This window comes from Hyphomonas sp. (assembly GCF_041689225.1).
Classification (GTDB): Bacteria; Pseudomonadota; Alphaproteobacteria; order Caulobacterales; family Hyphomonadaceae; genus Hyphomonas.
On record NZ_JBDNGN010000107.1, the window covers coordinates 21925 to 42945 of the forward strand.

General features: G+C 62.7%; 22 protein-coding genes. 16 read left to right on the forward strand and 6 right to left on the reverse strand.

Translation table 11 applies throughout. From position 1 onward, the window contains the following. Positions 1-82 precede the first annotated feature (82 nt). The 3 genes from ACESNB_RS09980 to ACESNB_RS09990 are packed head-to-tail and all read left to right on the forward strand — an operon-like array spanning position 83 to position 1868. Positions 83-418 (forward strand): ArsR/SmtB family transcription factor, encoded by a 336-nt coding sequence (locus ACESNB_RS09980; RefSeq protein ID WP_373006815.1) that lies wholly within the window; start codon positions 83-85, stop codon positions 416-418. Positions 419-422: 4 nt separating this feature from the next. Continuing rightward, positions 423-1445, forward strand: coding sequence for an ACR3 family arsenite efflux transporter (gene arsB / locus ACESNB_RS09985; RefSeq protein WP_373006817.1), 1023 nt, complete (start codon positions 423-425; stop codon positions 1443-1445). A gap of 3 nt (positions 1446-1448) precedes the next feature. Beyond that, positions 1449-1868 (forward strand): arsenate reductase family protein, encoded by a 420-nt coding sequence (locus ACESNB_RS09990; RefSeq protein ID WP_373006819.1) that lies wholly within the window; start codon positions 1449-1451, stop codon positions 1866-1868. A gap of 1 nt (position 1869) precedes the next feature. Here ACESNB_RS09990 and ACESNB_RS09995 read toward each other — a convergent pair whose 3' ends face one another. Together ACESNB_RS09995 and ACESNB_RS10000 are read right to left on the reverse strand one after the other, a co-directional pair. Further along, positions 1870-2877, reverse strand: a complete 1008-nt coding sequence (locus tag ACESNB_RS09995; RefSeq protein WP_373006821.1) for an SDR family oxidoreductase — start codon at positions 2875-2877, stop codon at positions 1870-1872. 78 nt (positions 2878-2955) lie between these two features. Further along, positions 2956-3633, reverse strand: coding sequence for a nitroreductase (locus ACESNB_RS10000; RefSeq protein WP_373006823.1), 678 nt, complete (start codon positions 3631-3633; stop codon positions 2956-2958). A gap of 161 nt (positions 3634-3794) precedes the next feature. Between ACESNB_RS10000 and ACESNB_RS10005 the strand changes: the two genes are divergently transcribed. Then, complete coding sequence (locus tag ACESNB_RS10005) at positions 3795-4160, forward strand: EthD domain-containing protein (RefSeq protein ID WP_373006825.1); 366 nt, start codon at positions 3795-3797, stop codon at positions 4158-4160. On the opposite strand, the gene ACESNB_RS10010 is transcribed toward ACESNB_RS10005, so the two are convergent. Beyond that, positions 4157-5359, reverse strand: a complete 1203-nt coding sequence (locus ACESNB_RS10010; RefSeq protein ID WP_373006827.1) for a methionine gamma-lyase — start codon at positions 5357-5359, stop codon at positions 4157-4159. The genes ACESNB_RS10005 and ACESNB_RS10010 overlap by 4 nt on opposite strands. A gap of 110 nt (positions 5360-5469) precedes the next feature. On the opposite strand from ACESNB_RS10010, the gene ACESNB_RS10015 reads away from it, so the two are divergent. The 11 genes from ACESNB_RS10015 (at position 5470) to ACESNB_RS10065 (ending at position 16123) form a co-directional block, all read left to right on the forward strand. Then, entirely contained in the window at positions 5470-5937 is a 468-nt protein-coding gene (locus tag ACESNB_RS10015) for an Lrp/AsnC family transcriptional regulator (protein WP_373006829.1), read from the forward strand. Positions 5938-5971: 34 nt separating this feature from the next. Then, positions 5972-8821, forward strand: coding sequence for a [protein-PII] uridylyltransferase (locus tag ACESNB_RS10020; protein ID WP_373006831.1), 2850 nt, complete (start codon positions 5972-5974; stop codon positions 8819-8821). 22 nt (positions 8822-8843) lie between these two features. Further along, entirely contained in the window at positions 8844-10400 is a 1557-nt protein-coding gene (gene murJ / locus ACESNB_RS10025; RefSeq protein ID WP_373006833.1) for a murein biosynthesis integral membrane protein MurJ, read from the forward strand. Positions 10401-10424: 24 nt separating this feature from the next. Next, entirely contained in the window at positions 10425-11462 is a 1038-nt protein-coding gene (gene trpS, locus ACESNB_RS10030) for a tryptophan--tRNA ligase (protein WP_373006835.1), read from the forward strand. 89 nt (positions 11463-11551) lie between these two features. Beyond that, positions 11552-12010 (forward strand): copper chaperone PCu(A)C, encoded by a 459-nt coding sequence (locus ACESNB_RS10035; RefSeq protein WP_373006837.1) that lies wholly within the window; start codon positions 11552-11554, stop codon positions 12008-12010. A 180-nt stretch (positions 12011-12190) separates the two neighbouring features. Then, entirely contained in the window at positions 12191-13249 is a 1059-nt protein-coding gene (locus tag ACESNB_RS10040; RefSeq protein ID WP_373006839.1) for a hypothetical protein, read from the forward strand. Between the two features lie 81 nt (positions 13250-13330). Beyond that, positions 13331-13912 carry a NifU family protein gene (locus ACESNB_RS10045; RefSeq protein WP_373006841.1) on the forward strand — a complete coding sequence of 194 codons (582 nt, stop codon included), beginning with the start codon at positions 13331-13333 and terminating at the stop codon, positions 13910-13912. A gap of 40 nt (positions 13913-13952) precedes the next feature. After that, positions 13953-14552 carry a malonic semialdehyde reductase gene (locus ACESNB_RS10050; protein WP_373006843.1) on the forward strand — a complete coding sequence of 200 codons (600 nt, stop codon included), beginning with the start codon at positions 13953-13955 and terminating at the stop codon, positions 14550-14552. Beyond that, on the forward strand, positions 14482-15210 hold the full coding sequence (gene tsaB, locus ACESNB_RS10055) for a tRNA (adenosine(37)-N6)-threonylcarbamoyltransferase complex dimerization subunit type 1 TsaB (protein WP_373006845.1): 729 nt from the start codon (positions 14482-14484) through the stop codon (positions 15208-15210). Before ACESNB_RS10050 ends, tsaB begins: the two co-directional genes overlap by 71 nt. Beyond that, entirely contained in the window at positions 15207-15662 is a 456-nt protein-coding gene (rimI, locus tag ACESNB_RS10060) for a ribosomal protein S18-alanine N-acetyltransferase (protein WP_373006847.1), read from the forward strand. The genes tsaB and rimI overlap by 4 nt, the downstream gene beginning before the upstream one ends. A gap of 47 nt (positions 15663-15709) precedes the next feature. Further along, positions 15710-16123 carry a Fur family transcriptional regulator gene (locus ACESNB_RS10065; RefSeq protein WP_373006849.1) on the forward strand — a complete coding sequence of 138 codons (414 nt, stop codon included), beginning with the start codon at positions 15710-15712 and terminating at the stop codon, positions 16121-16123. Between the two features lie 45 nt (positions 16124-16168). Here the strand turns inward: ACESNB_RS10065 and ACESNB_RS10070 are convergent, their stop codons facing one another. Next, on the reverse strand, positions 16169-17146 hold the full coding sequence (locus ACESNB_RS10070; RefSeq protein WP_373006851.1) for an NAD(P)H-dependent flavin oxidoreductase: 978 nt from the start codon (positions 17144-17146) through the stop codon (positions 16169-16171). Between the two features lie 101 nt (positions 17147-17247). Continuing rightward, a complete protein-coding gene (locus ACESNB_RS10075; protein ID WP_373006853.1) occupies positions 17248-18666 on the reverse strand; it encodes a DEAD/DEAH box helicase in 1419 nt (472 codons plus the stop codon). A 375-nt stretch (positions 18667-19041) separates the two neighbouring features. Here ACESNB_RS10075 and ACESNB_RS10080 point away from each other — a divergent pair, with 375 nt between their 5' ends. Beyond that, positions 19042-20547 (forward strand): flavin-containing monooxygenase, encoded by a 1506-nt coding sequence (locus tag ACESNB_RS10080; protein ID WP_373006855.1) that lies wholly within the window; start codon positions 19042-19044, stop codon positions 20545-20547. Between the two features lie 18 nt (positions 20548-20565). On the opposite strand, the gene ACESNB_RS10085 is transcribed toward ACESNB_RS10080, so the two are convergent. Then, entirely contained in the window at positions 20566-21009 is a 444-nt protein-coding gene (locus tag ACESNB_RS10085) for a cytochrome c (protein ID WP_373006857.1), read from the reverse strand. Positions 21010-21021 lie beyond the last annotated feature (12 nt).

A 21021-nucleotide genomic window follows, 5' to 3' on the forward strand; every position in this document is an offset into this window, starting at 1 on the left:
CGCTGGCACGGCACGCGAGGGCCCACCGCTCGTTCAATGCAACCGTGTTGACTCGTTTCCATATTTCCATATTGCTGGAATTATGGAAACCAAAGCCGCGCTTTCACAACTCTCCGCCCTGGCCCAGGAAAACCGCCTGGCCGTGTTCCGCCTTCTGGTGAAAGCGGGCCATGATGGCCTGCCGGCCGGCGATATTGCGTCCGCCCTGGATGTGCCGCCGAATACGCTATCGGCGCAGCTGAACATCCTGTCCCAGTCCGGTCTGGTGACAGGGCAGCGTCAGGGCCGGTCGATCATCTATTCTGCCAATTTCGATGCGGTCAGTGGCCTGATCGTCTTCCTGATGGAGGATTGCTGCGAGGGCCGGACAGATGTGTGTGCGCCCGTACTGGCGCTGGCCCGCTCGGGTGGCTGCTAGCGGCATGGGTGCGTTTGAGCGCTACCTGTCGGTCTGGGTCGCCGCCGCCATCGTAGCTGGCATCGGGCTGAGCTTTCTCGTTCCCGGCCTGTTCGAGACACTGGCGGGACTGGAATATGCCAATGTGAACTTCCCGGTCGCTATCCTGATCTGGGCGATGGTCTGGCCGATGATGATTGGCGTGGACTTTACCAGCCTGGCCCGCGTCGGCGAGAAGCCGAAGGGGCTGATCATCACACTGGTGGTCAACTGGCTGATCAAGCCGTTCACGATGGCTGCGCTGGGCGTTCTTTTTTTCAAGCACGTGTTCGCCGGCTTCATTCCGGCGGCGGATGCCGAGGGCTATATTGCCGGGCTGATCCTGCTGGGCGCTGCGCCGTGTACGGCGATGGTGTTTGTCTGGTCGCAGCTGACCAAGGGCGACCCGAATTATACGCTGGCGCAGGTCAGCGTGAATGACGCGATCATGGTGTTCGCCTTTGCGCCGCTGGTCGCTTTCCTGCTGGGCGTGACCGACATTACCGTGCCGTGGGAGACGCTGATCCTGTCGGTTGCGCTTTATGTCGTGATCCCGCTGATCGCGGGCATGGCGACGCGCCGGATGCTGATGGCGCGCGGAGGCGACGCGACGGTGGCCGGGTTCATGGAGCGGATCAAACCGGCCTCCGTGGTCGGGTTGCTGGCGACGGTGGTCTTGCTGTTCGGGTTCCAGGGGACGGTGATCATTGACCGGCCCCTGATCATTGCGCTGATTGCCGTGCCGATCCTGATCCAGTCCTATGCCATTTTCGCGATTGCCTATGGCGCGGCCTGGGCCTGGAAAGTGCCGCACAATGTGGCAGCGCCCTGCGCCATGATCGGGACGTCGAACTTTTTCGAACTGGCGGTTGCCGTGGCGATCAGCCTGTTCGGCCTGAACTCCGGCGCGGCGCTGGCGACGGTTGTCGGCGTACTGGTGGAAGTGCCGGTGATGCTGTCGCTCGTGGCCTTTGCCAACCGCACGCGAAACGCCTTCCCGGAGACCTGAGCCATGATGGTCATCCATCACAATCCTGACTGCAGCACCTCGCGCAACGTGCTGGCGATGATCGAAGCCAGCGGCGGCGCACATGTCGTGATCGAATACCTGGAGACGGGCTGGACGCGGGCCCAACTGCTCGGCCTGTTTGCCGCTGCGAGCCTGACGCCGCGCACGGCCCTGCGAGAGACAAAGTCACCGGCGGCGGAACTCGGCCTGCTGGAGCCTGGCGTGGGTGACGAGACGATCCTCAGCGCGATGCTGGAGACGCCTGTGCTCGTGAACCGCCCCATCGTCTGTTCGCCCAAGGGCGTGCGCCTGTGCCGCCCCAGCGAGGCCGTTCTCGACCTGCTGGAGACGCTGCCACCGGGGCCGCTCCACAAGGAAGACGGCGAACTGCTGATTGACGCCGAAGGTCGGCGCATCGGCTGACCTAGTCCAGTACGGCCTTGACCAGCGGGCCATAGGGCGAGCTGCCGAGCATGGCCAGTTGCTGCTGGGCGGAGATGGCGTTGATGGCTTCCTGCGGACGGGCCACCGGGTGCACCGCGCGCCGCAAGGGGCGCTTGCCGGCCGGCATGGCGATGATTTCGGCGATGTTGCGCGGTATGTCCATCGGATCGGTTTCGCCACCACCGCCGCCATTATCGACGCCCATGGAAGCCGTCATCTGCGGATAGGCGGCGAGCAATTCTTCCGGCAGCCGGGCCTTCAGCGCCGCCGACAGGGCGACCTGATTTTCCCAGATCTCGGTCGGATAGCCACCGGGTTCGATGATCGTCACTTCGATGCCCTGCGTCACGGTCTCATAGGCCAGCTGCTCGCTGAGCGCTTCGAGGGCGAACTTGGTCGGCGAATAGTGCGCGTAGCCCGGGACGATGACGCGGCCAAGCTGGGACGCGATGTTGAAGACCTGACCGCTGCCAGCCGCGCGCATGGCCGGCAGGACCGCGCGGATCATGCGCTGGGGCCCGAAGACATTGGTGTTGAAGATAAGCTGCGTGGCTTCCATGTCCTGGACTTCGATCGGCCCGGCAAAGGCGATGCCCGCATTGTTGATCAGGACATCGACCGCGCCACCCGCAGCGCTGAGCGCCTCGGCGACGCCGGCCTCGACCTGCTCATCGGACGTGACGTCGATTTCTATCACGGTGATATCGAGATTGTCGCTGGCCGCGAGGGCCGTCAATTCATCCGCCTCCGGACGCGGAAGGTTGCGCATCGTCGCGAATACTTTGGCGCCAAGGCGGGCATAATGTTCTGCGCCGAGACGGCCGAAGCCTGACGAGCACCCTGTAATCAGGATCGACTTGCCGGCAAGGTCCGGCGCGGTGGCATCGGCTTCGGCCTGAGCCTGCGTTGCGCCTGCCGCGAACGCGGTCGCGGCCAGGCCGGCGCCCATCATCAGGTGACGTCGGTTGAGTTCCAGTGTGTTCGGCATAAGAGGCTCCAATGTTTGTCGCAGGGTAGCATCACGCGACGCTCTGGTCACGTTTGGCCCTGTCCGGAAAGTGAGTGATCAGTCGTCAAAGCCGACAAATGTCGCAGCTTCATCGACGGATTTGCGGGTCGAGACGACGGCATTGGCGGGGAAGCTTTCATCCGGCCAGCCCATGGCGACGCAGGTCTGTATGACCTGATCATCCGCGATGCCGGCATGCTCGCGCACGACCGGCGATTGCATGATGCCCTGCGAGTTGACGACGCAGCCGAGGCCCTTGGACCAGGCCGCATTGACGAGGCAATTGACCACGCCGCCGCAATCGAACGGCGCGACATCGCTGCCCTGGATCGACTTGTCATAGGTGATGACGATGGAGACCGGCGCGTCGAACTGGCGGAAGCCGCGCATCACCCAGTCCATCCGCGCTTCCTTGTCGTGGCGCTCGATGCCCATGGCCTCGAACAACTGGATGGCAATGCCGATCTGGCGTTCACGATGGGCGCCGGCATAGTCGGGGCCGAGGCGGAATTCGCGCGAGTGCGGAATGCCCGCGAGGTTGCGTTCGACATTGCCTTCGCGGATCTTGTCGAGCACGTCGCCGGCGACAACGTAGAAGTTCCAGGGCTGGGTGTTCAGCGACGTCGGCGCGCGCATGGCCATTTCCAGCACTTCGCGGATCAGCGCCTTGGGCACCGGTTTTTTCTGGTAGCCGCGAATGCTGCGCCGGCCCATGACCACGTCCTTGAATTCCACCGGTAAACCTCCTCAAAATGTTTCGTTGCGCGCCTTTAAACATGTTCACGCGATATACTGAACTGGTTGTGTGCGGGCCCGGCTTGCCTGCCAACCCTGTCGTAGCGGCAGGCGGATGGATTCCGGTCGACAGGGCGCAGGAGCGCCAATAGGCTCAGGCCATGATCAAGCTTAGCTTCTGCCTTCGCCGCCTGCCCCACCTCAGCCGGGAGGACTTCCAGACTTACTGGCGTGAACAGCATGCGCCGCTGGTGGCGAAACACGCCAAGACGCTGGGCATATTGCGTTACGTGCAGGTGCATACCGGGCACGATGCGCTCAATGCCGGCATTGCCGCATCACGCGGGGCGCCGGAGGCCTATGACGGCGTGGCCGAGCTGTGGTTCGAAAGCGAAGAGCCGATGGCGGCGAATACGAGCGAGGTGGCGGTCAAGGCCGGTGCAGAACTGCTCGCGGACGAGAAGAAATTCATCGACCTCGCGAAATCGCCACTCTGGTTTGGCGACGAGCATGTGGTAGTGGGCTAGCGCGCGGTCGCTCCGAGCGCCTGCGCGAGATCGTCCAGCAGGTCACCCACGTCTTCCAATCCCACCGAGAGGCGCACCAACCCGTCGCTGATGCCGTGGGCGTGACGTTCTTCGGGCGTGTAGGTCGAGTGGGTCATGCTGGCGGGGTGCTGGATCAGGGTTTCGGCGTCACCGAGGCTGACGGCGCGGCGGATGAGCTTCAGGCGATTCATCATCGCCATGCCCGCGTCGTATCCGCCTTCAAGCTCGAACGCGATCATGCCGCCGAAGCCAGGCATCTGGCGTTTGGCGAGATCGTGCTGGGGGTGGCTGGCGAGGCCCGGATAGTACACGGCGGCAACACCGGCCTGCGCTTCAAGCCATTCGGCGACCTTGAGGCCGCTCTCGCAATGGCGGGCCATACGCAGCTGCAGCGTCTTCAGGCCGCGCATCACCAGCATGGCGTTGAACGGCGCCATGACCGAACCGGTCATGTCTTTCACGCCGACCATGCGGATCTCGTGGATGGCCTCGGCTGGTCCGCAGACGGCGCCGGCGACAAGGTCACCATGGCCGCCAAGGTATTTGGTGGCCGAGTGGAGTACGAAGTCGGCCCCGAGGCTGATAGGCCGCGTGAGCATGGGCGAGGCATAGGTATTGTCGACGAGGACGAGGGCGCCGGCGGCGTGGGCAATGTCTGACACCGCGCGGATGTCGACGAGACGCATGTTCGGGTTTGCGGGGGTTTCAAAATAGACGATCCGAGTCTTGTCCGAGATCGCGGCGCGGAGGTTTTCCGGGTCGCGCAGGTCGACATGGGTGATCGTGATGCCGAAGCGCGAGAGGCCGTCACGCATGAAGGAGAAGGTGCAGCCATAGAGCGTCTTGTCGGTGATAATTTCGTCGCCGGGTTTGAGCAGCGTCCACATCGTGGCGGAGATCGCACCCATGCCGGAGGCCGTGCAGAGACCCGCTTCTGCGCCATCGAGGCTTGCGATGCGGGATTCGAGCAGCGCGACCGTCGGGTTGGAAATGCGCGAATAAATGTGACCCTCGGCTTCGCCTGCAAACAGGGCGCCGCCCTGCTCGGCCGTCTGGAAGGCAAAGGTGGAGGTGAGATGCAGCGGCGGGGTCAGCGCGTTGGCATTGTCCGCCGGATTGTAACCGTGATGGATGGCGCGGGTGGCAAAGCCAAGCGGGCGCGAGGAATCATAGGCCATGAGCGTATCTCCTGTGTTTGCGCCAGTATAGCACAGGCGGGCCAGCAGTTTTTGCCTATTCCTGTCTCAAAAACATTGCAAGTTGGCAGATTCTGCCAATAGAGTGCGGAATGGATGCAACTGATGCCAAGATATTGAAGGCGCTGCAGCGCGACGGGCGGCTAACCAACCAGGAATTGTCGGTACAGGTCGGCCTGTCGCCCTCACCCTGCCTGCGGCGCGTGCGCAACCTGGAGGCTGCCGGGGTGATCACGGGCTATACGGCGCTGGTGGATGAGAAGGCCTGCGGCTTTCCCATCACCGGTTTCGTGCGCATCCGCCTGACCAATCATTCGGACGAGACCGTCGGGCGCTTCGAGGCGCGGATCGCGGAAACTGACGCCGTGATCGATTGTTACCTGATGACCGGCAGCGAGGACTACCAGTTGCGGGTCGTCGCCAGTAGCCTGGACGATTACGAGCAGCTGGTGCGCCAGACGATCCAGAAAATACCCGGCATTGCCTCAATCGAGACCAGTTTCGCCTATGGCGTGGTAAAACAGTCGCGCAGCTTGCCAACCGCACCTGAAAAGCGGTGATAGTCCGCAGCCCCTGACCTGCTATAGGAATTGCATGACCGATACGTCGACCTCTGCCCCCAAAGCGCCCAGCCTTGTCGAGACACGCAGCCCGTCGAAACGGCGGCCCGGGCGCTGGCGGATTTCGAATATTATCGACGGGCGCGCGCTGCGGGTGAAACTGACGGCAGCCGCCCAGAACAATCTCGGTGACCCGCAAGCGGCCCGCAAGATTGCGATCGACCATTTGCACGCGGCGCTGTTCCGCGGCCGCATGATCGCGCAGGAACGCCTGCAGCAGGGCGCTGACGGGCTGGATACGGCGCGCCTTCTGTGCGCGGTGCAGGATGAAGTCATCCATGCGCTGTATGATTACACGACCACGCACGTCATTCGCGCCCGTAACCCCACCGAGGCCGAGCGGATCGCGATTGTCGCCAGTGGCGGCTATGGACGCGGCGTGATGGCGCCCTCGTCGGACACCGACCTGTTGTTCCTGCGCGCCTACAAGGCCAGCCCGCATACCGAGAGCGTGATCGAGTACATGCTGTATGCGATGTGGGACATGGGCCTGAAGGTCGGCCATGCGTTCCGCACGCCGGACGAGTGCGTGAAACTGGCCGCCGAGGATGTCACGATCAAGACGTCACTTCTCGACGCTCGTTTCATCTGCGGCGACGAGGTGTTGGCAACCGACATGTTCGAACTGTTCCAGAAGGACGCCGTGAAGGGCAAGGACGCCCTGTTCATTGCCGACAAGCTGGCCGAGCGCGACGCGCGCCATGCCCGGCACGGCGATGCACGCTACGTGGTCGAGCCGAACCTGAAGGAGGGCAAGGGCGGGCTGCGCGACCTGCAGACGCTCTACTGGATCACCAAGCACATGTATGGCGGCGTCACGCTGGAAGACGTGATGCGCAACGGTCCGTTCACCGAGCATGAATATGCGGTTTTCATCCGGGCTGCGAAATTCCTCTGGACGGTGCGCTGCCAGCTGCACTTCGTGACCGGCCGGCCCGAAGAACGTCTCGGCTTCGACCTGCAGCCCGAGATTGCCTCACGAATGGGTTATCGTGACCGCGGCGAGCAACAAGGCGTCGAGCGTTTCATGAAGCGCTATTTCCTGATCGCCAAGGACGTAGGCGGCCTGACGCGCATTCTGGCCGCGAAACTGGAAGCCGACCACAAGAAGAAGCCCGAAGGCCTGCGCCGCTTCCTGCCCGTCCGTGCGCCCCAGCCGCTGCCGGACGAGGGCTTCACCGTCGACAATGGCCGCATCAACGTGACCAGTGAAGACGTGATGGAAACCGACCCACTGAACATGCTGCGCCTGTTCACGATTGCCCGTCGCGAGAGCAAGGATATTCATCCCGCCGCGCTGACGGCCCTGACGCGCAACCTGCGCGGCATCAACGAAGCCGTTCGCGAACTGCCGGAAGCCCGCCGGCTTGTGCTCGAATCGATCATGGGCGGAGACCGGCCCGGCCAGGTACTGCGCTGGATGAACGAGTCCGGCCTGCTCGGCCGGATCATGCCGGAATTCGGCGGCATCGTGGCGCAGACTCAGTTCAACATGTATCATCACTATACGGTGGATGAGCACACGATCCGCGCGGTCGAATACATATCCGAAATGGAACATGGCCGCGGCGAAAAGGTCGCGCTTGCGGCTGAGCTTTTCCCATTGCTGGAAAACCGGCGCGCGCTGTATCTCGCAATGCTGTTGCACGATACCGGCAAGGGTAAGGGCGACCAGCAGATCGAAGGCAGCAAGACATCCTACCGGGCATGCCAGCGCCTCGGCATTCCGGAAGCTGAGTCTGAACTCGTGGCCTGGCTGGTCGGACATCATCTCGAGATGAGCGAGACAGCCCAGAAGCGGGACATATCCGATCCGCGCACGGTGGCACAGTTCGCCGAACTCGTCGGGTCTCTGGAACGGCTGCGCCTCCTCTACATTCTCACGGTTGCCGACATCAAGGCCGTCGGGCCGGCCGTATGGAACGCCTGGAAGGGTCAGTTGCTGGGCGATCTCTACAATAATACATCGGCAGCGCTGCGCGGCGGACGCACTGACGAAGCCGGCGTGTACGCCGAACTTGAAGCGCGCGCCGAACGCCGCCGCAAGGCACTGGTCGACCAGATCGCCAGCGTGCCGACGATCATGCTGGAAATGGAAACCGCCTACTGGACCGGGTTCGACCCCGACGACCTCGCCTGGCAGGCAAGCGTGTTGACCGATCATGATGACACGGTGGCCCACCGGTATCTCGCCGATGGCGGCGCGGTGGCCATCATCGTGTCCGGCGCAGACCGGACCGGCCTGTTTGCAGACCTTGCCGGCACCCTCGCGCGGCTCGGCGCAAACGTGGTCTCGGCGCAGGTCTTCACCAGCAATAGCGGCCGGATCGTCGACATTTTCATGCTGCAGGACAACAACAAGGCGGCCTTCGCGGCGGGCGATGCGCCGCGCATGGAGCGGCTGGAAGCGGCGATGCGGGACGCGCTGGCCGGACACCCGATCACGGGCGACGTCAAGACACGCGCCGGGCGCCGTGAGGCGGCCTTCCTGGTACAGCCATCGGTGCAGATTCGCGACGACCTCTCGGCGGAGTATACGGTCATCGACGTTGGCGGACGCGACAGGCCGGGCCTGCTGCACGAAGTTGCCGACGTGCTGGCCGACATGAAGCTGTCGATCCACTCGGCGCATGTCGGATCCTATGGCGAACGCGTGTTCGATGCGTTCTACGTCCAGAATGCAAAAGGCCAGAAATTGGGCACAAAGGCGCGCAAGGATTCACTGAAAGACCGTCTTCTCGCCGTACTTGGGCGCGAAGAACTGGATGCGCCGCATACGCCGGCCCGGAAACTGAAACGATCCCGCGCCGTGGACAGTTTCTGAGAATTCATCGAAGGAAACTCGCATGAGCGTCGCGCGCAACACACTCGTGCAATCTTCCCTCACGCTGGCGAGCCGTGTTCTGGGCATGGTGCGCGACATCCTGCTGGTCGCGCGCATCGGGGCCGGGCCGATCGGCGACGCCTGGGCGACAGCGCAGCAATTCCCGAATCTGTTCCGCCGCGTCTTTGCCGAGGGCGCCTTTGCCTCGGCCTTCGTGCCGACCTATGCCCGCACGCTGGAAGCCGAGGGCGCGGAAGCCGCCCGCGTGGTGGCGCAGGAAGCAATGCGGGTGCTGTTCGCGGCCACGGCGGCCCTCACCATTCTCGCGCAGGTTTTCATGCCCTGGGTGCTGTTGCTGATCCATGGCGGCCAGGCTGACGATATCGTGCACTATAATCTTGCAGTCTTCCTGACACGCATCACCATGCCCTATCTCACGTTCATGGCGCTCGGCGCCCTCCTGTCGGGCGTGCTGAATTCGTCGGAACGGTTTATCCTGTCGGCGGGCGTCCCGACAATCCTTAACCTTTGCCTCATACCCGCTGCCTTTGTCAGCACAGACCCTGTCATCACGGCCAAGGCCGCCTCGATCGCCTATTTCGTGGCCGGCGTGCTGCAGGCCGGTGCCCTCTGGTGGGGAGTCAGCCGCCAGAAGGTCCATCTCAGCCTGATCGGCTGGCCGCGCCTGACGCCCGCCGTGCGCAAGGTCATGCTGCTGGCCCTGCCCGGCACGATTGCCGCCAGCGGGACACAGATCAACATCATCGTCAGCCAGTCGCTGGCCAGTTTCGAAGTCGGTGCCAAGAGCTGGCTCTACGCCGCCGACCGGCTCTACCAGTTGCCGCTCGGTCTGGTCGGCGTGGCCGTGGGCATCGCCATCCTGCCGCGCCTGTCACGGGCCGCGCGCGCACTGGACGATGACTCCAGCCGCGCGACCATGGACGAAGGCATCGGCCTCGCCATGGCGCTGACCCTGCCGGCGGCGACCGCGCTGATGCTGGCGCCAGTCTTCCTGATCGACGCGTTTTTCGTGCGCGGGGCCTTCCTGGCCGACGATGCGTTCCAGTCCGGCAGCGCACTGTTCCACTTTGCGTGGGGCGTGCCGGCCTTCGTGCTGATCAAAGTGCTGGCACCCGCCTATTTCGCGCGCGAGGATACGAAGACCCCGATGCGCTACGCTTTGGTGTCGGTCTTCATCAACACGGCGCTGGGCGCAGGCCTTTTCTTCTGGATGAAGTCTCATGGCCAGCAGGGCTTTATCGGTCTTGCGATTGCCACCAGCATCGCCGCGTGGGTCAATGTCGCCCTGCTTTGGACGACACTGATCCGGCGCGACTGGTACCGGCCGGGACCACGGCTGGCCTCCGGACTCGTACGGGCCGTACTCGCAACGGCGATCATGTCGGTCGTGGTCTGGCTGATGATGCAAAACCTCGAGCCAATCAAGGCGCACCTTTATGACAGCAAGGCCCTGACTGCCGTAGCGCTCGTCCTTGCCGGCGGCGCGACCTATGCGCTGGCCGCGATTATCACCGGCGCCGTGCGGATCAGCGACATTCGCCGCACTATGCGGCGCTGATCAAACGCGCTATTGGCCCATCGCATGACTGACAAGACCCCTGCCTATACTGGCCCCGAGCGCATCTTCTCCGGCATCCAGCCGACAGGGAACCTGCACCTTGGCAACTATCTTGGCGCGCTGAAGAAGTTCGTCGACCTCCAGGAATCGGGATGCGAGGGCATCTACTGCGTGGTGAACATGCACGCGTTGACCATGCCGGTCGCGCCGCGCGACCTGCTGGACCAGACGCGCCAGATCGCTGCCGCTTTCCTGGCCTGCGGCATTGATCCGGACAAGTCTGTGGTGTTTCCGCAATCAGCGGTGCCGGAACATGCCGAACTGGCCTGGGTGTTCAACTGCGTGGCCCGCATGGGCTGGGTCGAGCGAATGACCCAGTTCAAGGACAAGGCTGGCAAGGACGCCGAGCGCGCATCGGTGGGGCTGTTTACCTATCCTGTCCTGATGGCGGCAGACATTCTTCTATACAAGGCCACGCATGTTCCTGTCGGCGATGACCAGAAGCAGCACCTTGAGCTGGCCCGTGACATAGCCGAGCGATTCAACCGGGACTATGACGTACCGGACTTCTTCCCGGTGCCCGAACCGCTGATCCAGGGGCCTGGTGCGCGCATCATGAGCCTGAAGGACGGCACGAAGAAGATGTCGAAATCCGATCCATCGGAGCTGTCGCGCATCAATCTGGTGGATTCGGCAGAAGACATTTCCAAGAAGATCAAGAAGGCCAAGACCGACCTGCTGGGCGACATGCCGAGCGACGCCGAAGGGCTCAAGGGCCGTCCGGAAGTCGCGAACCTTGTCGGCATCTACAGCGCGCTATCAGGCGAGACGGTCGATTCCGTTCTAAGCCAGTTTGGCGGGCAAGGTTTTGGCGTGTTCAAGCCCGCGCTGATTGATGTCACCGTGGCCCACCTGTCGCCGATCACAGCGCGCTATCGCGACATCCTGGCCGACCCGGCCGAAATTGACCGGGCGCTTACGTCCGGTGCTGACCGGGCCCGCGCGATCGCCGCGCCGGTCATGGACGAAGTGCGCCGCATTATCGGATTCTGGCAGGTCTGAAAGCAGCCAGCGGCAGCTGTGCCACCTTTCACTCATCCGGCAATGCCCCTAGGTTCCCGCGTGAGGTGATTCACCCAAAAGGACGCAAGATGAAACTTTCTACTCTGGCAGCCGCGCTGCTGGGACTCGGCCTGGTCGCCGCCTGTTCCAAGCCTCTTCCCGACGGCGTGAGCGTTCTTGAAGTTTCCGACGCCTATATCGTGAAGCCCGCCGAGGGACGTGACGTCTCAAGCGGTGGCATGGTCATCACGGTATCGGGCGCCGACGAAGCGTTGACCTCTGTCTCTGCCGACATTGCCGACAGTGTCGAAATCCACACAATGACAATGGAAGGCGGCATGATGCGCATGCGGCAGGTGGAGTCGCTGCCGGTGACAGCGAAAACGCCGCTCGTGCTCGAACGCGGCGCAAACCACCTCATGTTCTTCGGTGTGAACCCGAATGTCGCCATCGGCGACGAAGTCTACCTCGTGCTGACATTCAGCAATGGTCAGGGCAGGGAACAATTGCTGGTCACGAAAGCGGAAATCATCGGCCAGGACGGCTGACTGCTATTTTTTCAGGCACGCGCGCGCGAAAAAAAGCAAAGCCTGACAAGGGCTTTGGCAGGACAATTGCACGTGAAAATCGGGGTTGCAGAGATTTAACGGTTAAGGGACTGTTAATGACGTGGAAATCCCCGCATAGTGTCACAATAGCAACAGTTCCAGCGTTCGAAAGTAGAGTGGATGGCATTTGATAGTCGCTTGCCTGCGGCCTACCAAGAGGAAGGGCCCGTCGTGACCCGGATCGGTACCGATCATCTTGTGACCTTCGACTATGCCGAGCCCAGCCCGATCATGCTGTTTTTCCAGCGTTGGTGGCGCCGTTCCATCCTGATGTTGAAAGTCGGCGTCGTCGTTGGCGCGGTGCTAGCCTATCCGGTGATGACCGTGATGTCACACCGGATCGATGACAGCGATGTACTCCTCGCCGCGAGCCAGAACTGGGCGTCGCCCGAAGCGGGCGTCGCCATCAACAAGATTGCCCGCGAACTCGAAGGCACCGGCTGGGCCGGCGACCGTGCCAGTTGGCACCCGCAAGCACGCCTGACCGCCATGCCGGCCTGGCAGAAGGCGACGGCTGACGCGCTGGCCGAACACACCCGTCTTCTCGCCGTGATGAGCCCCGTCAATGGCGAACCTGACGCTGACCTAACTGCGGCGGCCCGCCTGCTGCACGGCATGCCCGGCGACGATATGCGCCCGCGCCTGACCTCGGCGGCCGAGGCACTCAACCGTTTCGACACCCGCGCCGCACGCGGACTGGCTATCCAACCTGACCGGCTGGAACTACTCAAGTCAGAAGCCCGTCAATTTGCCGGCTGGGCTGAAACCGACCTTACGGACCTCTCGACCCAGATCAATCGCGACGTCGTCGAATGGCCTGCCAGCCGCACCGATATCATCGCCTTCTATGGCGCCAAGGCCCGGGCCCACGTCGCCCGCGAGATGCTGATGGCCACCGAACGGTCCGAGCCACGCCTCGGCCGGACGCCGGATGTACAGGCCGCCATGACCCGGGCGAAGGACGCCTGGGGCCGCGCCGCGCGCATGAAACCGTTGATCGTATCGAACCAGCCCGGCGACGGCATGCTGATGGCCAATCACCTGGCCAGCATGGGATTCTTCCTCGCTGAGGCCAAAATCGCGTCCCTGGCACTTGCCGACGCCCTCGACGCGGTACCCGAGGAAGACCTTGAATCGGTCGCCTCGCTTGACCCTGATCTGGTTGCCACCGCGCCCTGAACGCCGCTTTGCCCTTGAACACGTGGCGTCTTCGGGCCATGTCAGCATGGAAACAACCATGTGAGAGGGGCCCATACGCCCATGTTCATCCAGACCGAACCGACCCCGAACCCGGATACCGTGAAATTCCTGCCCGGCCAGCCCGTGGCGGGAGATCTCGGCCCGTTTGATTTCCCGGATATTGGCAGCGCAAGGATGAGCCTGCTCGCACGCACCCTGTTCCAGGTCGATGGTGTCGAGCGCGTCTTCCTCGGCAGCGATTTTGTCTCGATTAACAAGGGTACCGCCCGCGACTGGAAACACGTGAAGCCGATGGTCCTGGCCGCGATCATGGACCATTTCATGGCCGGACTGCCGGTGGTCGAAGATGGCGCTGTCGCCTCAGGCGGCGCGGACGATGACGGCACGGTCTATGACGGCGAAACCGCCGAGATCGTGGCGGAAATCAAGGAACTCATCGAGACCCGTGTCCGCCCGGCTGTGGCCCAGGATGGCGGCGATATCATCTTCCATCGTTTCGAGCCGGACACCGGCATTGTCCACCTGTCGATGCGCGGCGCCTGCGCCGGCTGCCCGTCCTCGGCAATGACGCTCAAGCAGGGCATCGAGAACATGCTGAAGACCTACGTTCCTGAAGTGACGGCAGTCGAAGCGGTCCTCTAGGGACCTACCGGAATACAAATCACAAAAGGAAACGATGCCCATGGCCCATCCGGTCAACGACCACGCCCTTGATGTCATCTTCCGCGACGCGCGTAGCCACAATGAATTTACCGACAAGTCGGTGCCCGAAGTGCTCGTGCGCGCTGTCTACGACCTCGCCAAGATGGGCCCGACCAGCGCCAATTGCTCGCCGGCCCGGTTTGTGTGGGTGACCACGGACGAAGGCAAGAAGCGTCTTGCGCCGCATATGTCTGCCGGCAATCACGACAAGACACTGACCGCGCCATGGACCTGTATCATCGCTTACGACCAGCACTTCCAGGAGAAGATCCCGGCACTGTTTCCCCATGCGCCGGGGGCAAAGGACTGGTTCAACAGCAATCGCGACGAGACGGCCTTTCGCAACGGGTCGCTGCAGGGCGCCTACCTGATGATCGCCGCGCGCTCGCTGGGGCTTGATTGCGGCCCGATGTCCGGCTTCGACGCGGATGGCGTCAATGCCGAATTCTTCCAGAGCCAGGATGGCGAGATGAATCACTGGCGCGCCAATTTCATCTGCAATATCGGCCATGGCGACAAGTCGAAACTGTTCGACCGCAGCCCGCGGCTGGACTTCGACGAAGCCTGCCGGATTCTCTGAAGTCACGCCCGAGATGCTGGTCCTCGCCCTCAACACAGCCTCAGCTGCCCTGGAAGCGGCAGTGGCTCGCAATGGTGAAATACTCGCCGACGCGCGGGAGACAATGGCGCGCGGACAGGACAGGCAACTGCCCGGTTTTGTCGAAGGCGTTCTAGCAGACGCCGGCATCACACTCGCAGACATTGACCGGATCGCGGTCGTCACCGGTCCCGGCAGTTTCACCGGCATCCGGATTGGGGTCGCCTATGCGCGCGGCCTCAGCCTGGTGACCGGCGCGACCTGTATCGGCGTGACGAGCCTGGAAGCCGCCATACCCGCTGGCATGGAAGGCAACAGTCTCGGCGCGCTACTCGCGCAGAAGCGCCCGCCCGACCAGACCTGGTGGGTGCAGGGGCTGGAGGGCGACGCCGGCATTGCCCCGCCGGTCGAAGTCAACCTGACCGACCTGAAAGCCATGCTGGCCGGATTTACCGTGCCGATCTTCATCGATGGCGAAGACGCATTGGGCGAGACTGCCGAACGGATAGATGTGCGCCCGATGCGGCCCTCGGCGATCACGGCGGCGCTCAAGGCCCCCGGCTTCGACCCGGCTAGCCACCCGCCCTCCCCCGTCTATGCCCGCGAACCGGACGCCACCTTGCCCGGACCAAAACCATGACCCTGCCCCTGGTCGTCCTCAGGCCGGACGATGCCGGACGGGTCGCGATGCTGCACGCAACAGGCTTTCCCGACCCCTGGAGCCCAGCGGCCTTCCGCGACCTCCTGTCGGAAAGCACGACGCTGGGCCTCGGGATCGAGCAGCATGGTGGCCTGGCCGGGTTTGTTTTGGTGCAGACCGTCGCCGGCGAGGCCGACATCCTCACGATTGCCACGGATCCGGCCCTCAAGCGGACCGGTATGGCCAGGCAATTGCTGGGAGGCCTCATGTCCCGTCTTGGCGAGCGTGGCATCGGCAGGATCACGCTGGATGTTGCCGAGGATAATACGGCCGCAAGGCATCTCTATGAGGGCCTCGGATTCTCCGAGGATGGCCGCCGCCCGGGCTATTACACAACCGGGCGGGACATTCCCGCCGCCGCGATCCTGATGTCCCGGGACCTGTCGGTTTGACGCGTCAACGTCTGGACTTCCCCCAGCGTTAAAGGCAGAACAGAAAAATGGATCGACTTGAAAAACTTTGTGCTGAAAAAGGCCTCCGCATGACGGAGCCGCGCCGTGTGATCGCGCGCATCCTTTCGTCATCGGACGATCACCCTGACGCCGAAGAATTGCACCGGCGGGCCAATTCCATGGATTCCTCGATTTCGCTGGCAACTGTCTATCGCACGGTGAAGCTGTTCGATGATGCCGGCATCATCGAACGCCACGATTTCCGCGATGGCCGGGCGCGCTATGAAGAAGTGCCGGACGAACATCACGACCACCTGATCGACATCAAGACAGGCGGCGTCGTCGAATTTCATTCCGAAGAGATCGAGGAATTGCAGATCGAGATCGCCCGCAAGCTGGGCTACAAGCTGGTGGATCACCGGCTCGAACTCTACGGCATACCGATCAAGGACGCCGAATAGACACGCCGCCTCCCCCGTTGGGGAGAGGCAACGCTGTTACCTGTTTCAGGCGTTTAAAAAGCCGCCGAGGCGCTTGGTGATGATTTCCTCGGCCTCGGCCATGATCCGGTCGATCAGTTCCTTACAGGTCGGGATATCGTGGATCAGGCCGGCGACCATGCCGCAGCTCCATGCGCCGGCATCCATTTCGCCATCGATCATGATGCGCGGATAAACGCCTGCAACTTCCTCAATGATGTCCTTGAATTGCAGCTTGTCGCCGAGCGCCTTTTCCTTCTCGATCAGGCGTTCCACGGCGGCATTGTTGAGCACGCGTTCGGTGTTGCGAAGCGAGCGCATGACGAGGCGCGTGTCGAGTTCGGACGCGGCAACGATTGCGTCTTTCACGTTCTGGTGCACGGGTGCTTCTTTCGTGGCGATGAAGCGGGTGCCCATATTCATGCCGTCAGCGCCCATTGCGAGCGAGGCAACGAGGCTGCGTCCGTCCGCCTGGCCGCCGGATGACACGAACGGGATGTCCAGTTCGTCAGCGGCGCGTGGCAGCAGGATCATGTTGGGGATATCGTCTTCACCGGGGTGACCGCCGCATTCGAACCCGTCAACGCTGACCGCGTCACAGCCGATCGACTGGGCTTTCAGCGCGTGGCGCACGGCAGTACATTTGTGGATGACTTTGATGCCATGCTCCTTGAGCACGGGCAGGACCTGGACCGGGTTGTTGCCGGCGGTCTCGACGGCCTTTACGCCGCCTTCGATGATGGCTTTCACATAACCCGGATAGTCAGGTGCATTGACCACGGGCAGGAAGGTGAGGTTCACGCCGATCGGCTTGTCGGTCATGTCGCGGCAACGGGCGATCTCGTTGGCGAGGTCAGCCGGTGTTTTCTGCGTCAGCGCGGTGATGATGCCGAGGCCGCCGGCATTGGACACCGCAGCCGCCATCTCGGCAAAGCCGACAAAGTGCATGCCGCCCTGGATGATGGGATGCTGGATACCGAACATCTCGGTGATACGGGTTTTCATGGGGCGTCTCCTCAAAACGAATACGCGCCATCCTTGAACAAGGACGGCGCGTATCGCAAGGTTGACGATGGGGAAAGACCGGTTGCCCGGCCCGGCCTCACTTAGCTGGAAGCAGGTGACCAGGAGCCCCGGCTGCGCGTGGGTGCTACACTACCGCCGGAATTGCCGCCACCTGACCGGGCGGGCCGTTGGCCGCCAGGCTTGCCGCCGAATTTCTTGCCGCCATTCGAGCTACCCGCCGAGTTCGGCTTGCCGCCCTGGCTGCGGGGAGAACCGCCGCCATTGCGTGAATGGCCGCCACGGCTTCCGCCGCCGCCAGGACGGCTGCGTCCGCCATTGCGCTGTTGCTTGTGCGGGCCCTCTTCTTCCGGCTGCGAAAGGTCGAGCGCGGTGCCGGCTGGCGGGTCGAGCCGCGGAATGGACTTTCCGGTCAGCTTCTCGATATCGCGCAGGTAGGCGCGCTCGTCATTGCCGACGAGCGAGATGGCGATACCGGTCTTGCCGGCCCGAGCCGTACGCCCGATGCGGTGGACATAGGATTCCGAAATATTCGGCATGTCGAAATTGATCACGTGGCTGACACCATCGACGTCAATGCCGCGAGCGGCAATGTCGGTAGCGACCAGAATCGGGGCCTTGCCGCTCTTAAAGGCGTCGAGGGCCCGGATGCGCTGGTTCTGGCTCTTGTTGCCATGAATGGCTTCGGCATAGAGGCCGTTATTGCCGAGGTGTTTGACGACCTTGTCGGCGCCATGCTTGGTACGTGTGAAGACAATGGCGCGGTCCATGTCGTCGGCCGCGAGCAGCTCGGCGAGGAAATCAGGCTTCGCATTACCCTTGATCATGTAGACGCCCTGTTCGATGCGCTCGACAGGTTTCGATTCCGGCGTGACGGCAATCTCGATCGGATCGCGTAGGAAATCGTCTGCGAGGGCGCGGATCGGCTTCGGCATCGTCGCCGAGAACAGCAGGGTCTGGCGTTTGCTCGGCACCGCGGCCATGACCTTGCGGATGGCCGGCATGAAGCCGAGGTCCATCATCTGGTCGGCTTCGTCGAGCACGACGGCGGTTGTGTCAGCCAGGCTGATGGCCCGCGTGTCCATATGGTCGAGCAGGCGGCCGGGCGTGGCGATGAGGAAGTCGACGCCGCGCGACATCTGCTTGATCTGGGCACCGGGCTTCACGCCGCCAACGACGACGGCGACGCTCGGACGCATATGACTGCCATAGGTGCGCACGCTGTCGGCGATCTGCGCCGCAAGCTCACGCGTTGGTGCAAGGATCAGCACGCGCGCCGTGCGCGGTGCCGGACGGGATGGCTTGGTGGCCAGCAGGCTCAGCAGCGGCAGAACAAAGGCCGCCGTCTTGCCGGTGCCGGTCTGGGCGATGCCGACCACGTCGCGGCCTTTCAGCAGCGCGGGAATGGCTTGCGCCTGGATTGGCGTCGGCGTGGTATAGCCCTCAGCTATAATGGCTTTGAGGACGGGCTCGGCGAGGCCGAGTTCGGTAAATTGGGTCAAAATGGCTCTTTCATGTTCAGGCGCAGCGTGAGGCTCGTGCCCGCGCGCGCTTTTGGCTCTGTTTGTTTAGGAAGCCTGTTGTGATCGGCATCCCGGTTCTGATGCGCACTCGACGCGAAACCGGATAGGCTTACGATCAATGCGAGAGCAGCGGCACGCTTTTTTGGAGCGCTGTCCCTGCTGAGCCGGCCTATGACACGCTTTGCTGCGCCGCACAAACGGTTTTGGCTGTGGGAGGGTTGACGCCCCGGCCCTGCGACAGATTGTGCGCTACGGGAAGTTCCGGAGTGTACGGGCAACTCCGGATGCGCTTCTATAGCTGCAGAAAGCACTGGCTCTCGAAAGGCAGGCACAACAGGGACGGAAATAACGACGATGGCAGACACCCAGACGCTTGAGCGCAAATCCACCGGCGCCGAAACCGAGCATTTCGATGTGCTGGTCGCAGGAGCCGGGATTTCCGGTATCGGAGCGGCCTATCACCTCAAGACCCAGACACCGGACAAGAGCTTCGTCATCCTCGAGTCCCAGGAGAGCTTTGGCGGCACATGGCTGACACATAAGTATCCGGGTATCCGTTCCGACAGCGACCTGTATACGTTCGGCTATCGCTTCAAGCCCTGGACCGGCCAGCCAATCGCGGCCGCCGACAAGATCCTGACCTATATGAATGAGGTAATCGACGACAACGATATCGCCCGGCACATCCGCTACAATCACAAGATCCTGTCGGCGAGTTGGTCATCGACGGACAAGCGCTGGACCGTTGAAGCGAAACGTTCAGACACCGGCGAAACCGTCCGCATCACCGCAAACTTCCTCTGGATGTGCCAGGGTTATTACGACCATGCCAAGGGCTATACGCCGGAGTGGGAGGGCATGGACGATTTCAAAGGCCAGATCGTGCACCCCCAGACCTGGCCGGAAGACCTCGACTATAAAGGCAAGCGGGTCACCGTGATCGGGTCTGGCGCGACCGCCGCGACGGTCGTTCCGGCAATCGCCGGCGACTGCAAGCATGTCACATTGCTGCAGCGCTCACCGACCTATTTCATTCCCGGGCGCAACGAGAACGAACTCGCCGACGAATTGCGCAAGCTGGAAATCGACGACGCATGGATTCACGAGATTGTCAGACGGAAGGTCCTGTTCGACCAGAATGAGTTCACCCGCCGGGCGGAGGAGGAGTCCGACGCCGTGAAGGAGGAACTGCTGGCAGGCGTGCGCGAATTCCTCGGGCCCGATTTCGATATCGACAAGCATTTCACACCGAAATACCGCCCGTGGCAGCAGCGCATCGCCTTCGTGCCGGACGGTGATCTCTTCCAGGGCATCGCCAGTGGCAAGGCCAGCGTGGTCACCGACCATATCGACCGCTTCACCGAAAAGGGCATCCTGCTGAAGTCCGGTGAGGAACTGGAGGCCGACATCGTCATCACGGCAACCGGCTTCAACCTGTCCGTCCTCGGCGGCATTCCGTTCACGGTGGATAGCAAGCCGGTCAATTTCGCCGACACGATCACCTATCGCGGCATGATGTTCACTGGCGTGCCGAACATGGTCTGGATGTTCGGCTATTTCCGCGCCAGCTGGACCTTGCGCGTCGACCTGCTCGGCGATTTTGTCTGCCACCTGCTCAAGCACATGGATGAAAAGGGCGTCCGTCAGGTCGAGGCCGCCCTCAGGCCGCAGGACAAGGATATGGACATCCTGCCCTGGATCGATACCGGCAACTTCAATCCGAACTACCTCATGCGTTCAATCGACCTGATGCCGAAACGCGGATCGAATCCGGAATGGCAGCACAATCAGGACTATTGGGCCGAAAAGGACGTCATCCCGGCGATCGATCTCGACGCCCCGGAATTCAAATACTCGTGAAGCCCCGCTCCTGCGCCGCTACAATTCGTGCGGCGTCTGGATGCTCTCGATATAGGCGATCAGCGAGTCGATATGGTCCGGCTCGAACGCGAAGACCGGCATGTCGGGATGGCCGACCATTATGCCTTCGGCCAGCGGCTCCGCGAGGTCTTCGATCGGGTAATGTTTCGACAGGTCGCGGAAGGGGATCGCGTCCGAATGCGGGCTCGGGCCTTCCAGGCCGATGGCGTGGCAGGTCGAACAGATATTCTCGGCGATTGCCCGCCCCTGCCCCAGTTTCTCGGATGCGGTGTTCTCGAACTCACCGTCCGGACGCTCGACCAGCACGTCGATGCCGAGCGAGGGTTCTACGGGGAGTGCTTCTTCGGGCACAGGCGCAGGTTTCGCGCAGGCGGTCATCAACAAGGCGGCAGCGACAAGGCCCGCCATCCGGTAGGCAGCAGTGTGGTTCATTCGGATCATGGCGTGTTCTCC